General features: G+C 71.3%; 10 protein-coding genes. 7 read left to right on the top strand and 3 right to left on the bottom strand.

Features of this window, described 5'->3' with window-relative positions:
- Positions 1-111: 111 nt before the first annotated feature.
- On the top strand, positions 112-870 hold the full coding sequence (locus BMW67_RS10870; protein WP_072747502.1) for a DUF1013 domain-containing protein: 759 nt from the start codon (positions 112-114) through the stop codon (positions 868-870).
- Between the two features lie 245 nt (positions 871-1115).
- On the top strand, positions 1116-1439 hold the full coding sequence (gene yecR / locus BMW67_RS10865) for a YecR family lipoprotein (RefSeq protein ID WP_072747503.1): 324 nt from the start codon (positions 1116-1118) through the stop codon (positions 1437-1439).
- Between the two features lie 117 nt (positions 1440-1556).
- Here yecR and BMW67_RS10860 read toward each other — a convergent pair whose 3' ends face one another.
- On the bottom strand, positions 1557-2372 hold the full coding sequence (locus BMW67_RS10860) for an SDR family NAD(P)-dependent oxidoreductase (protein WP_072747504.1): 816 nt from the start codon (positions 2370-2372) through the stop codon (positions 1557-1559).
- Between the two features lie 168 nt (positions 2373-2540).
- Between BMW67_RS10860 and BMW67_RS10855 the strand changes: the two genes are divergently transcribed.
- Both BMW67_RS10855 and BMW67_RS10850 read left to right on the top strand, forming a co-directional pair.
- Complete coding sequence (locus tag BMW67_RS10855) at positions 2541-4157, top strand: acyl-CoA synthetase (RefSeq protein WP_072747619.1); 1617 nt, start codon at positions 2541-2543, stop codon at positions 4155-4157.
- A 3-nt stretch (positions 4158-4160) separates the two neighbouring features.
- On the top strand, positions 4161-4949 hold the full coding sequence (locus tag BMW67_RS10850) for an ion transporter (RefSeq protein WP_072747505.1): 789 nt from the start codon (positions 4161-4163) through the stop codon (positions 4947-4949).
- Between the two features lie 204 nt (positions 4950-5153).
- Here the strand turns inward: BMW67_RS10850 and BMW67_RS10845 are convergent, their stop codons facing one another.
- Together BMW67_RS10845 and BMW67_RS10840 are read right to left on the bottom strand one after the other, a co-directional pair.
- A complete protein-coding gene (locus BMW67_RS10845) occupies positions 5154-6086 on the bottom strand; it encodes an NUDIX hydrolase (RefSeq protein WP_083581316.1) in 933 nt (310 codons plus the stop codon).
- A 3-nt stretch (positions 6087-6089) separates the two neighbouring features.
- On the bottom strand, positions 6090-6677 hold the full coding sequence (locus BMW67_RS10840) for an HD domain-containing protein (RefSeq protein ID WP_072747506.1): 588 nt from the start codon (positions 6675-6677) through the stop codon (positions 6090-6092).
- A gap of 160 nt (positions 6678-6837) precedes the next feature.
- Between BMW67_RS10840 and ahcY the strand changes: the two genes are divergently transcribed.
- The 3 genes from ahcY to BMW67_RS10825 all read left to right on the top strand — a co-directional run bounded on the left by ahcY (position 6838) and on the right by BMW67_RS10825 (position 12304).
- Positions 6838-8229, top strand: coding sequence for an adenosylhomocysteinase (ahcY, locus tag BMW67_RS10835; protein WP_072747507.1), 1392 nt, complete (start codon positions 6838-6840; stop codon positions 8227-8229).
- 807 nt (positions 8230-9036) lie between these two features.
- Positions 9037-11130, top strand: a complete 2094-nt coding sequence (locus BMW67_RS10830; RefSeq protein ID WP_072747508.1) for a 3-hydroxyacyl-CoA dehydrogenase NAD-binding domain-containing protein — start codon at positions 9037-9039, stop codon at positions 11128-11130.
- Positions 11123-12304, top strand: a complete 1182-nt coding sequence (locus BMW67_RS10825; protein ID WP_072747509.1) for an acetyl-CoA C-acyltransferase — start codon at positions 11123-11125, stop codon at positions 12302-12304. Before BMW67_RS10830 ends, BMW67_RS10825 begins: the two co-directional genes overlap by 8 nt.
- The last annotated feature ends 96 nt before the right edge of the window (positions 12305-12400 follow it).

Genomic DNA, 12400 nt, shown 5'->3' with positions numbered 1-12400 from the left:
CATGGCTATATAACCGGCGAAGCTCCCCCGCGAAAACCTCAGCCGGACCTCCCGCCTGGTTCTCGGACCGCGGCGAAGCCGTATGCCGTATGTTGCATGGAGACTAGAACGATGACGCTGCCGCTGATGCCCAAGGCCACCGCCGTGTGGCTGGTGGAGAACACCAGCCTGACCTTCAAGCAGATCGCCGAGTTCACCGGCCTGCACGAGCTCGAGGTCAACGGCATCGCGGATGGCGAGGTGGCCGTGGGCATGAAGGGGTTCGATCCGATCGCGAACAACCAGCTCGACCCCGAAGAGATCAAGCGCTGCGAGGCCGATCCCAAGGCCCGGCTGCGCCTCAAGCGCAACCCCGCCGCCGAGGGCGAGCAGAAGCGCAAGGGGCCGCGCTACACGCCGCTGAGCCGCCGGCAGGACCGGCCGGCCGCCATCGCCTGGCTGGTGCGCTATCACCCCGAGCTGAGCGACTCGCAGATCATGAAGCTGGTCGGCACCACCAAGCCCACCATCCAGTCGATCCGCGACCGCACGCACTGGAACTCGGCCAACATCGTGCCGGTCGATCCGGTGGCGGTGGGGCTGTGCAAGCAGACCGAGCTGGACGAGGCCGTGCGCAAGGCCGCCGAGCGCAAGCGCCGCGAGCAGGAAGAGGTCATGTCCGCCGAAGAGCGCATGAGCCTTCTTTCCACCGACGAAAGCCTTTCGGCCGAGCCCTCGCCGCGGATGCCCTCGGCGATCTCGGGGCTCGAGAATTTCAGCCTTGTCGAACATGCCGACGATCCGCGCGACGCGGATCCCGACTCGGCCGACCCGGACGCGCTGTTCAACCTGCCCAAGGGCAAGGGCGACGAGGACGACCAGCCCGTCTGACCGGCCCGGCCCCGCCCGACCGCGCCCCGGCGCGCCGCAAGGCGCCGCCGGGGCTTTTTTGCGCGCAGGGCATGGCGGCGGCGCCGGGCGGCCCCGAAGGGGCGCCGACGGCCGGCGAGCGTGCGGCGCGCGCCGCGGCCCGGCCGACGCGAAGGTGCGATGGGCAAATGGGGTTTGCCGTTCAGGTTGTGCGCCCGTATAGGTAGAGTTGCGAGGGGCGATATTTCGCTTCAGGAGGTAAGTTCATGCGCCCGGGCATCAAGCCGATCCTGCTTTTGGCGTTTGCGTCCATGACCGGCGCGTGCGCGCAGAACGTGGCCAAGACGCCGGTTCCGATCGGCGGCAGCCGCGCGGATGCGGCGATCGAGATGGCCTATCAGGTGGGCCTTTTCGAGAAGCCGGTGGTCGATTGGACCGCCGCCGAGGACGCCGCGAGCAGGCGCTGCCGGCAATGGGGCTACGCGCGCGCCGAGGGTTACGAGGGCGTGCGCACGCGCTGCGACGTGTCCGACGGCTATGGAACCTGCCTTCGGACGACGGTGATCCGCACCTATCAATGTCTTGAATGACGCGCGGCCGCGCGGCCCATCCGCCCCCGTCATGCGCGCCGCGCCGGGGGGATGGCGCGGCGGGGGCGGCGCGATCTCAGGCCGACCCGGCGTCCGGCCGCCGCCGCGCGCGGCGCGTCAGTGGGCGGGCGCGCTCAGCGGGTCCAGCACGGTGCGTCCGCCGTCCACGCTCAGCACCTGCCCGGTGACGAAGCTCGAGCGCTCGGATGCGAGGTAGAGCACCGCCTCGGCGGCCTCGTCGGGCTCGGCGATTCGGCCCAGCGGGGTGACGCGCACAAGTTCCTCGCGCAGCTCGGCGCGCTCGCGCAGCGCGTCGCGCAGGCTAGCCGTCATCACGCTGCCCAGCGCCACCGCGTTCACCCGGATGCGGTGCGGCGCCAGCGCCACCGCCATGGCCCGCGTCATCTGGTCGAGCGCGGCGCAGCTGACCGAATAGTGCAGCAGCTCGGGGATCGTGCGCTGCGCGGCGATGGACGAGATGTTCACGATCGCCCCCGCGCAGCGCCCGCGGCCCTCTTGCGGGTCGGCCTCGGCCTGCGCGATCATGCGCCGCGCGGCCGCGCGGCTCATCACATAGGCCGAGCGGACGTTGGCGTCGAAGGCGTCCTGCAGGGCGCCGTCGTCGCCGTCCGGAAAGGTTCCCGGCACCACCGAGCGCGCCGCGTTCACCAGAATGTCCAGCCGCCCGTAGGCGTCCAGCGTCGAGGCGATCAGGTTCGAGGCGCTGAGCGCGCCGCGCATGTCGCAGGCGAAGGCGACCGCCTGGCCGCCATCCTCGACGATCTGCGCCACCGTGCGCGCCAGCGCGTCGTGATCGCGGTCCGAGGCGACGACGCGCGCGCCGGCCCGCGCCAGCCGGCGCGCCGCGGCGCGGCCGACGCCATGGGCGGCCCCGGTGACGATGGCGGTCTTGCCCTCGAGCAGATCGGTCATCGGAAGATCTCCGTGTTCTTTCGCGCCGGCGGGGAAGCGGCCGGCCGGGGCGGACCCTAGCCGAACGCGGCCCGCCTGGCGAGGGCGCGCGGCCCCTTGCGCATGGCCGCGCAAGGCGGCGAATATGCGCCGCACGCCCCGATGCGCCATGACGCGGAGACCCCGACCATGAACGACGCCTTCCAGCGCGACCTGGACAAATGCGCCGCCAACCACCAGCCGCTGACGCCGCTGAGCCTTCTGGACCGCGCGGCGCAGGTCTTTCCCGACCGCGAGGCGGTGATCCACGGCGACATGCGCTTCACCTGGGCGCAGTTCGCGGCGCGCTCGCGCCGGCTGGCCTCGGCGCTGGCGGCCGCCGGGGTGGGGCGGGGCGACGTGGTTTCGGCGCTGCTGCTCAACACGCCGCCCATGCTCGAGGCCCATTTCGGCGTGCCCATGCTGGGGGCGGTGCTCAACGCCATCAACACGCGCCTCGATCCGGCGGGGGTGGCGTTCATCCTCGACCATGCCGAGACCAGGGTGCTGCTGGTGGACGCCGAGCTGGCCGGGCTGGCCAACGAGGCGCTGGCGCTGGCGCGCGTTCGCCCGCGCGTCATCGTCTGGCGCGATCCCATGGCGCCGGCCGAGGCCGAGGGCGAGGATTACGAGGCCTTCCTCGCCGCGGGCGATCCCGACTTCGCCGCCCCCGGCCCGCAGGACGAGTGGGACGCCATCAGCCTCAACTACACCTCGGGCACCACGGGCGATCCCAAGGGCGTGGTCTATCATCACCGCGGCGCCATGCTGCTGGCCACGGGCAACGTTCTGCATGCGGGCATGCGCGACCGCCCGGTCTATCTGTGGACGCTGCCCATGTTCCACTGCAACGGCTGGTGCTTTCCGTGGTCGATCGCGGCCAAGGCGGGCACGCATGTGTGCCTGCGGCAGGTGCGCGCGGGCGCGATCTACGACGCCATCGCCCGCCACGGGGTCACGCACATGTGCGGCGCGCCCATCGTGATGTCGACGCTTCTGAACGCCGATGAGAGCGAGAAGCGCCCGCTGCCCCATCCCGTCGAGTTCTGGACCGCCGCCGCCCCGCCCCCCGAGGCGGTGCTGGCGGCGATGGCGGCGGCGGGCTTTCGCGTCACGCATGTCTACGGGCTGACCGAGGTCTACGGCCCCGCCGTCATCAACGAGTGGAAGCCCGAATGGGACGCCCTGCCGCCGGCCGAGCAGGCGCGGCTCAAGGCCCGGCAGGGGGTGCGCTACGCCGCGCTCGAGGCGCTCGAGGTGCTCGACCCCGAAACCATGAAACCCGTTCCCGCCGACGGTCAGACGATGGGCGAGGTCTGCTTCCGCGGCAACGTGGTGATGAAGGGCTACTTCAAGAACCCCGAGGCCACGGCCAAGGCCTTTCGCGGCGGCTGGTTCTGGTCGGGCGATCTGGCGGTGCGGCACCCGGACGGCTACATCCAGCTCAAGGACCGCTCGAAGGACATCATCATCTCGGGCGGCGAGAACATCTCCTCGATCGAGGTCGAAGAGGCGCTTTACCGGCATCCGGCCGTGGCCTTCTGCGCGGTGGTGGCCAAGCCCGACGAGAAATGGGGCGAAACCCCCTGCGCCTTCGTCGAGCTGCGCGAGGGCGCCCAGACCGACGAGGCCGAGCTGATCGCCCATTGCCGCGCGCATCTGGCCCATTTCAAGGCGCCGCGCAAGGTGGTGTTCGGCCCGCTGCCCAAGACCTCGACCGGCAAGATCCAGAAGTTCGAGCTGCGCGCGCGCGCGCGGGAACTCTGAGCCGTGGAGCGCCTTCGCGAGCGGCTCTATCGCCAGCTGGATCTCGACGCTTGGCGCGGCGAGGGGGTGTCGCCGCTCAACCGCGTGATCCTGGCGCTGGTGCTGGTCTCGGTCGCCTGCGCGGCGCTCGGCACGGAACCGACGCTGGCCCATCTGCGCCCGACGCTGTCGGCGATCGGCCTGACGCTGGCCGCCGTCTTCACGGTCGAATACGTCGCGCGGCTGTGGGTCAAGCCGCTGGCGCCCGATTTTTCCGGGCGCTGGGGCTGGCTGCGCTATGCGCTGCGCTGGCATGCTCTGATCGACCTGGCGGCGCTGGCGGCGGTGTGGTCCGAGGCGCTGATCGGCCATGACGTGAGCTGGGCGGTGATGCTGCGTCTGGCGCGCATCCTGCGCATCTTCGCCCTGACGCGGGAATCGGCGGTGGGCATGGCCACGCGCGAACTGGTCTGGGCGATCCGCGAGCGCGGCATCGAGCTGGCGCTGGCGGGCGTGCTGGGGCTGATCCTGATCATGGGTTCGGCGGTGGGGCTATATTTGGCCGAGCGCGCGGTCCAGCCCGAGGTTTTCGGCTCGATTCCCCGCGCCATGTGGTGGGCGGTGGCGACGCTGACCACGGTCGGCTACGGCGACGCGGTGCCGGCGACGGGGCTGGGCAAGGCGATCGCGGGGTTCACCATGCTCAGCTCGATCGCGCTGATCTCGGTGCCCGCCGGCATTCTGGCGGCGGCCTTCTCGGACGCCTTCCAGCGCGCGCGCAAGGCGGCCAAGGAGCGCGGCCCCGACGCCTGACCGCGGCGCCGCTTCGGGCGCCTTGCGCGGGCATGCGCCAAGCCACGCCCGGCCGGCGCTTGCGCCCCTTGTCCGCCCGCTAGGTCCCGCCCGCTTTCGCATGCCGCCCGCGAGGCCGGGGCCGGTTCTGCGCCCGCGCCGGGCCGGATCGCCCGCGCCGCCCGGGGCGGCGGGCCTGCGCCGCAGCCGGCCCGCGACCCGCGCTCAGCCGCGCCGGGCGCCGCCGAAACGCACGGGGACCAGGCCGCGTTCCCAGCGCCCGTCCGAGACGAAGCGGAACAGCGCCGCCGGCCGTCCGCCGAGCCGCGACGAGGTGCGCCCGGTGGGCTCGAGCAGCCCCGATTTCTCGACCATGCGGCGGAAGTTCTGCTTGTGCAGCGGCACGCCCGACACAGCCTCGGCGGCGCGCTGCAGCTCGAACAGGGTGAACTCGTCGGGCATCAGCTCGAACAGGACGGGGCGGTATTTGAGCTTGCCGCGCAGGCGGCTGACGCCCGTGGCCAGGATGCGCCGGTTGTCGCGCCAGCCCGCCAGCCCAAGGCGCGGCAGATCGGGCGGCGGCGCCGCGCCGCGGTCGCGCCAGGCCTCTTCGACCAGCTCGGCGGCGTAGAGCAGCTCGTAACGTTCGAGCGTCAGCTCGTCGCGCCAGGGCGCGCCGTCCAGCCCGAACAGCATCCGCGCGCGCTCGCGCTCGGCCGCGCCGCGGCCTTCGGTCCAGACGCGCAGCCGCGATTCGATTTCGTCCAGCGCCGGGGCCGGGCCGCGGCGGTCCTCCCAGGGAAAGAACTGGCGCCAGGGGACCCATTGGTGGCCGGGCGGCGGCTCGGGGCCGCGGCGGGTCAGCGCCAGATAGCCGATCGAGACCACATGCGGCGCGCCGGGGTCGTCCTCGGGGGCGCGGGCGCTGTCGCCGAAGGTGTAGAGCTGCTCGATATAGCCCAGCGACAGACCCGTGGTGCGGCGCACGCTGTCGCGCAGCGCCAGCGCCAGGGTGCGGCCGCGCCCCGGATCGTAGCCGACGCTGGGCAGCCGCCCCTGATCGGTCACCAGCGCCAGCGGCTGCGCGTCGCGCTCGCTTTCGTCGAGCGCGACGATGACGGCGCTCAGATCGACGGCGATGGGGCGCGCGGACGCCACCGCTCAGTCCGCCCCGGTCAGCTGCGCGAAGCGCGCCAGGAACCGCCCCCGCGCCTCGGCCGGCGGCAGGGGCGTCAGGCGGATCCCGTCCCAGCCGCCGAAGCGCGGCTTGCCGAACAGGCGCGTCGCCTCGGCCTCGGAAAAGCCTGCCAGCTGCGTCGCCTCGAGCCAGGCGCAGGCGCGGTCGGCGCGCTTGATGCGGGCCTTGACGGTTCGCGGCAGCTCGGCCGGCAGGCCGAAGCGGATGTGCACCGCGGCCGCCAGGCGGCGCTCGAAGTCCTTGTAGTCAAGCCCCAGCGCCGCCTTGAAGGGCGAGATCATGTCGCCGATCACGTATTCGGGCGCGTCGTGCAAGAGCGCCGCCAGGCGCCAGCGCGCCGGCGCCTCGGCCATGCGTCCGAAGATCTCTTCGACCACCAGCGAATGCTGCGCGACCGAGAACGCCCACTCGCCGCGGGTCTGCCCGTTCCAGCGCGCCACGAAGGCCAGGCCGTGGGCGATGTCCTCGATCTCGATGTCGAGCGGCGCGGGGTCGAGCAGGTCCAGCCTGCGCCCCGAAAGCATCCTTTGCCATGCGCGCGCGGCGGCCATGTCGCCTCCGGTTCCCGATCCAGCCTGCGCGCCGAGGTCTAGTCCAGCGCCGCCGCCTTGTCGAGCGCGCGCCCGGCCCCCGCATTGCCGCGGCCGCCCGGCGCTGATAACACCACGCGGGAATGCGCCCGCAGGCCGGGCGCGCGAAGGAGACGGGAACATGACCGATTACGTCGTCAAGGACATCTCGCTGGCCGATTACGGCCGCAAGGAGCTCGACATCGCCGAAACCGAGATGCCGGGGCTGATGGCCTTGCGCGAGGAATACGGCGCGGCGCAGCCGCTCAAGGGCGCGCGGATCGCCGGGTCGCTGCACATGACGGTGCAGACCGCGGTGCTGATCGAGACGCTGACGGCGCTGGGCGCCGAGGTGCGCTGGGCCTCGTGCAACATCTTCTCGACGCAGGATCACGCGGCCGCGGCCATCGCGGCGCGGGGCATCCCGGTCTTCGCCGTCAAGGGCGAGACGCTGGAGGAATACTGGGACTACGCCGACCGCATCTTCGATTTCCCCGAGGGCGGCGCGAACCTGATCCTGGACGACGGCGGCGACGCGACGATGTACATCCTGCTGGGCGCGCGCGTCGAAGAGGGCGAGACCGAGCTGATCGCCGCGCCGCAGTCGGAGGAGGAAGAGGCGCTGTTCGCCCAGATCCGCAAGCGCATGGCGCGCTCGCCGGGCTGGTTCGCGCGCCAGCGCGACATGATCCGCGGCGTGTCCGAAGAGACCACCACCGGCGTGCACCGGCTCTACCAGCTGATGGAGCAGGGGCGGCTGCCCTTCCCGGCCATCAACGTGAACGACTCGGTCACCAAGTCGAAATTCGACAACAAGTATGGCTGCCGCGAGTCGCTGGTCGACGGCATCCGCCGCGCCACGGACGTGATGCTGGCGGGCAAGGTCGCGGTCGTGTGCGGCTATGGCGACGTGGGCAAGGGCTCGGCCGCCTCGCTGGCGGGCGCGGGGGCGCGGGTCAAGGTGACCGAGGTCGATCCGATCTGCGCGCTGCAGGCGGCGATGGACGGGTTCGAGGTGGTCACGCTCGAGGACGTGGTCGAGACGGCCGACATCTTCATCACCGCCACCGGCAACAAGGACGTGATCCGCATCGAGCACATGCGCAGGATGAAGGACATGGCCATCGTCGGCAACATCGGCCACTTCGACAACGAGATCCAGGTCTCGGCGCTGCGCAACTGCAAGTGGACCAACATCAAGCCGCAGGTGGACATGATCGAGATGCCCTCGGGCGCGCGCATCATCCTTCTGTCCGAGGGGCGGCTCCTGAACCTGGGCAACGCGACGGGCCATCCCAGCTTCGTGATGTCGGCCAGCTTCACCAACCAGGTGCTGGCGCAGATCGAGCTGTGGACCAATGGCGACGCCTACGAGAACAAGGTCTATGTCCTGCCCAAGCATCTGGACGAGAAGGTGGCGCGGCTGCATCTGGGCAAGCTGGGCGTGAAGCTGACGTCGCTGACGCCCGAGCAGGCGGCCTATATCGGCGTCAGGCCCGAGGGGCCCTTCAAGCCCGAACACTACCGCTACTGACGCTTCGGCCCGCCGGCGGTTTTTTCCGAGCGGCCGGCGGGCGGCCATGCTTTGTTAAGAATCATCCCGTAGAAACATCCATGTAGAGGGGGCGGCAGGCTTGGCCCCGCCCCCACGGGCCGGCGCAGGATGCGCCCGCCCTCCGCGGCAAGCCCGGCCCATGGCCGGCGCGAGGACCGGAAGAGACTCTCCAGAACGGAAGACCATTCGCCAGCGCCGCTCGAGGCGTCCGAACGGGTGGGAGCGCAGCCGCGATCGCGGCTGAACGTGGGGAGGCGGAGGGTTGGGGGACCCTCCGCCATTCCGCGTTCGCGCCGCGCCGCCGACCCGACATGGCGCCCCCGAACGGCCGCGGCGTTCCTTCGTCGCCATTTCCTTCATTGCGTGCGCGCGGGGCGCCGGCAACGCGGCGCTCTGCGGGTCGCGGGCGAAGTCCTTGACGCGCCGCCGCGAGACCGCGTGCGCGCGGGGGGCGTGCATGTCCATCGGCAGGTCGCCATCCGGCGGCGCCGAAGACCTTGCGCCCGGGCGCCTTGCGCGGCCGGTCGCCCCGCGCGCCCTTGCGTCGCCGCGAAGATCCGGCCTCGGCGCGCCAACCGCCCGCGCCCGGGACGCGCTTGGGACCATGGGCCATGACGCCGGGTGCCGGGCGCCGGGCGCGGCTCCGCCCCGGCGGCGCGGAAAATCGCGCCGCGTCGCGGCGGGGGGTTGCGCTGGCGGTCTGCGTGTCTAAACTCCGGCTCCGACATTGCGAAACGTTGTGCCGCACAGCAAAACGTGCGGGCCGTCCGAAGTCAGGAGAGGAACATGTCCGACGTGGTGACATACACGCGCGACGGCGACATCGCCGTCATCGCCGTCAACAATCCGCCAGTCAACGCCCTGAGCCACGCCGTGCGCAAGGGCATGCAGGACGCGCTGCGCAAGTTCGAGTCGGACCCCGAGGCCAAGGCCGCGGTCATCGTAGGCGAGGGGCGCACCTTCATGGCCGGCGCCGACATCTCGGAATTCGGCAAGCCCCCGCAGGAGCCCTGGCTGCCCGAGCTGGTCAACGAGATCGAGGCCTGCTCGAAGCCGGTGGTCGCCAGCCTGCACGGCACGCCGCTGGGCGGCGGGCTCGAGGTGGCGCTGGGCGCCCATTGGCGCGTGGCGCAGCCGGACACCCGCGTCGGCCTGCCCGAGGTGCATCTGGGCATACTGCCCGGCGCCGGCGGCACGCAGCGCCTGCCGCGCGTGGCCGGGGTCGAGGCCGCGCTGGACATGATCACCTCGGGCCGCCATGTGCCCGCCGCCGAGGCGCTGGAGAAGGGCATCATCGACGCGATCGACGATTCGGGCGACCCGCGCGCCGCGGGCGTCGCCTTCGCGCGCAAGCTGCTGGCCGAGGGCAAGGGCGTGCGCCGCACCGGCGACATGACCGCCGCGGGCCACGATCCGGCCCTTTTCGACGCCTGGCGCGCCGAGATGAAGAAGAAGTCGCGCGGCCAGCTTTCGCCGGTGGTGTGCGTGGACGCGGTCGAGGCCTCGAACCTGCCGCTGCCCGAGGGCCTCAAGCGCGAGCGCGAGCTGTTCCAGAAGCTGCATGACGATCCCCAGCGCGCCGCGCTGGTGCACGCCTTCTTCGCCGAGCGGGCCGTGGCCAAGGTGCCCGAGGCCAGCGCCACGCCGCGCAAGCTCGAGAAGATCGGCATCATCGGCGGCGGCACCATGGGCGCGGGCATCGCCGCGGCGGCGCTTCAGGCCGGGCTCAAGGTGGTGATGGTCGAGCGCGACGCCGAGGCCGCCGCGCGCGGCGAGCAGAACGTGCGCCGCAACTTCGCCTCGTCGGTCAAGAAGGGCCGCATGACGCAGGAGCAGCTCGACGCGCTTTTGGCCGCCAACTTCCAGGCCACGGACGACTACGGCGCGCTTTCTGACGTGGACCTGGTCATCGAGGCGGTGTTCGAGACCATGGCGGTGAAGAAGGAGGTCTTCGCCAAGCTCGACGCCGTGGTCCCCGAGGGGGCGGTGCTGGCCTCGAACACCTCGTATCTGAACATCGACGAGATCGCCGCCTGCACCCGCCGCCCGCAGGACGTGATCGGGCTGCACTTCTTCTCGCCGGCGCACATCATGCGCCTGCTCGAGGTGATCGTGGGCGAGAAATCCGCGCCCGACGCGGTGGCCACGGGCTTCCTGCTGGCCAAGAAGATGAAGAAGGTGGGCGTGCGCTGCGGCGTGTGCGACGGCTTCATCGGCAACCGCATCCTCGGCAGCTACATGAAGGCCGCCAACATGATGGTCGAGGACGGCGCCAGCCCCTACGTCATCGACGAGGCGGTGCGCGAGTTCGGCTACCCCATGGGGCCGTTCCAGATGGGCGACCTGGCGGGGCTGGACATCGGCTACCTGTCGCGCCGCGACCGCGACGCCACGCGCGATCCGGCCGACCGCTACGCGGCGGGCTTTCTCGACCGCATGTACGAGAAGGGCTGGATCGGGCAGAAGGCGGGCATGGGCTTCTACGACTACTCGCAGAACCCGCGCTCGGGCCCGCCCAACCCCGGCGTCATGCCCCTGATCGAGGAAGAGCGCAAGAAGTTGGGCATCACCCCGCGCGAGTTCTCGAAGGAAGAGATCATGCGCCGCTACGTCGCCGCCACGGTCAACGAGGCCGCCAAGGTGGTGGGCGAGGGCATCGCCCTGCGGCCGCTGGACGTCGATATGGTCAGCATCTTCGGCTACGGCTATCCGCGCTGGCGGGGCGGGCCGATGCACTACGCCGATCATGTCGGGCTGGACAGGATCCTGGCCGACATCCGCGAATTCGAGAAGGAGGATCCGCGCTTCTGGAAGCCGGCGCCTCTGCTGGTTGAACTGGTCGAGAGCGGCCGGAAATTCGGAGATCTGAACAATGCGTGAGGCCGTCATCCTCTCCACCGCCCGCACGGGCATCGGCAAGGCGTTCCGCGGCTCGCTGAACATGACGCATGGCGCGACCATGGGCGGCCATGCGCTCGAGCACGCGGTCAAGCGCGCGGGCATCGATCCGGCCGAGGTCGAGGACGTGATCATGGGCTGCGGCCTGCCCGAGGCGGCCACGGGCGGCAACATCGCCCGCCAGATCGCCCTGCGCGCCGGCCTTCCGGTCACCGCCTGCGGCGTGACGGTGAACCGCTTCTGCTCGTCGGGGCTGCAGGCGATCGCCATGGCGGCGCACGCCGTCACGCAGAACGGCTCGCCGGTGATGGGCGCGGGCGGGCTCGAGAGCATCTCGATCACCCAGGCCAATCTCAACCCGGTGGCGCGCAAGGATCCCTGGCTCGAGAAGCACAAGGACGATCTCTACCTGCCCATGATCGACACGGCCGACATCGTGGCCCAGCGCTACGGCATCAGCCGCGAGGCGCAGGACGAATACGCCTACCAGTCGCAGATGCGCACCGCCGCCGCCCAGCGCGAGGGGCGCTACGCCGACGAGATCGTGCCCATCACCGTCACCATGGCCGTCAAGGACAAGGAGACGGGCGAGGTCACGCACAAGGAGGTCGTCCTCGACCGCGACGAGTGCAACCGCCCCAACACCACGCTCGAGGGGCTGGCCGCGCTCGAGCCGGTGCGCGGGCCGGGCAACTTCATCACCGCGGGCAACGCCTCGCAGCTGTCCGACGGCGCCTCGGCCTGCATCCTGATGGAGGCCAAGGAGGCCGAACGCCGCGGGCTCGAGCCGCTGGGCGCCTTCCGCGGCTTCCAGGTCGCCGGCTGCGAGCCCGACGAGATGGGCATCGGCCCGGTCTTCGCCGTGCCGCGCCTGCTCGAGCGGGCCGGGCTGAAGATGGACGACATCGGCCTGTGGGAGCTGAACGAGGCCTTTGCCAGCCAGGTGCTCTACTGCCGCGACCGCCTCGGCATCCCCGACGAGATCCTGAACGTCGACGGCGGCTCGATCTCGATCGGCCACCCCTACGGCATGTCGGGCGCGCGCATGGTCGGCCACGCGCTGATCGAGGGCAAGCGCCGCGGCGTGAAGTATGTGGTCGTCACCATGTGCATCGGCGGCGGTCAGGGCGCGGCGGGCCTGTTCGAGGTCTTCTGAGCGCGCCCCGCAGGCATCTTCCGCAGGCATCCTGCGACGCCATCTTGCCGCAGCGCCCGGCCGGAGCGATCCGGCCGGGCGCGCCGCGTCAGCGCA

Origin of the sequence: Oceanicella actignis, from assembly GCF_900111545.1 — a bacterium.
Lineage (GTDB): Bacteria > Pseudomonadota > Alphaproteobacteria > Rhodobacterales > Rhodobacteraceae > Oceanicella > Oceanicella actignis.
The sequence above is the reverse complement of the archived record's forward strand: the minus strand, read 5'-3'. Positions and strand labels throughout refer to the sequence as shown.

Coding starts and splice junctions, on each gene's coding strand:
- BMW67_RS10830 (WP_072747508.1), top strand. CDS start 9,037: ATGTCCGACGTGGTGACATACACGCGCGACGGCGACATCGCCGTCATC.
- BMW67_RS10825 (WP_072747509.1), top strand. CDS start 11,123: ATGCGTGAGGCCGTCATCCTCTCCACCGCCCGCACGGGCATCGGCAAG.
- ahcY (WP_072747507.1), top strand. CDS start 6,838: ATGACCGATTACGTCGTCAAGGACATCTCGCTGGCCGATTACGGCCGC.
- BMW67_RS10870 (WP_072747502.1), top strand. CDS start 112: ATGACGCTGCCGCTGATGCCCAAGGCCACCGCCGTGTGGCTGGTGGAG.
- yecR (WP_072747503.1), top strand. CDS start 1,116: ATGCGCCCGGGCATCAAGCCGATCCTGCTTTTGGCGTTTGCGTCCATG.
- BMW67_RS10855 (WP_072747619.1), top strand. CDS start 2,541: ATGAACGACGCCTTCCAGCGCGACCTGGACAAATGCGCCGCCAACCAC.
- BMW67_RS10860 (WP_072747504.1), bottom strand. CDS start 2,372: ATGACCGATCTGCTCGAGGGCAAGACCGCCATCGTCACCGGGGCCGCC.
- BMW67_RS10840 (WP_072747506.1), bottom strand. CDS start 6,677: ATGGCCGCCGCGCGCGCATGGCAAAGGATGCTTTCGGGGCGCAGGCTG.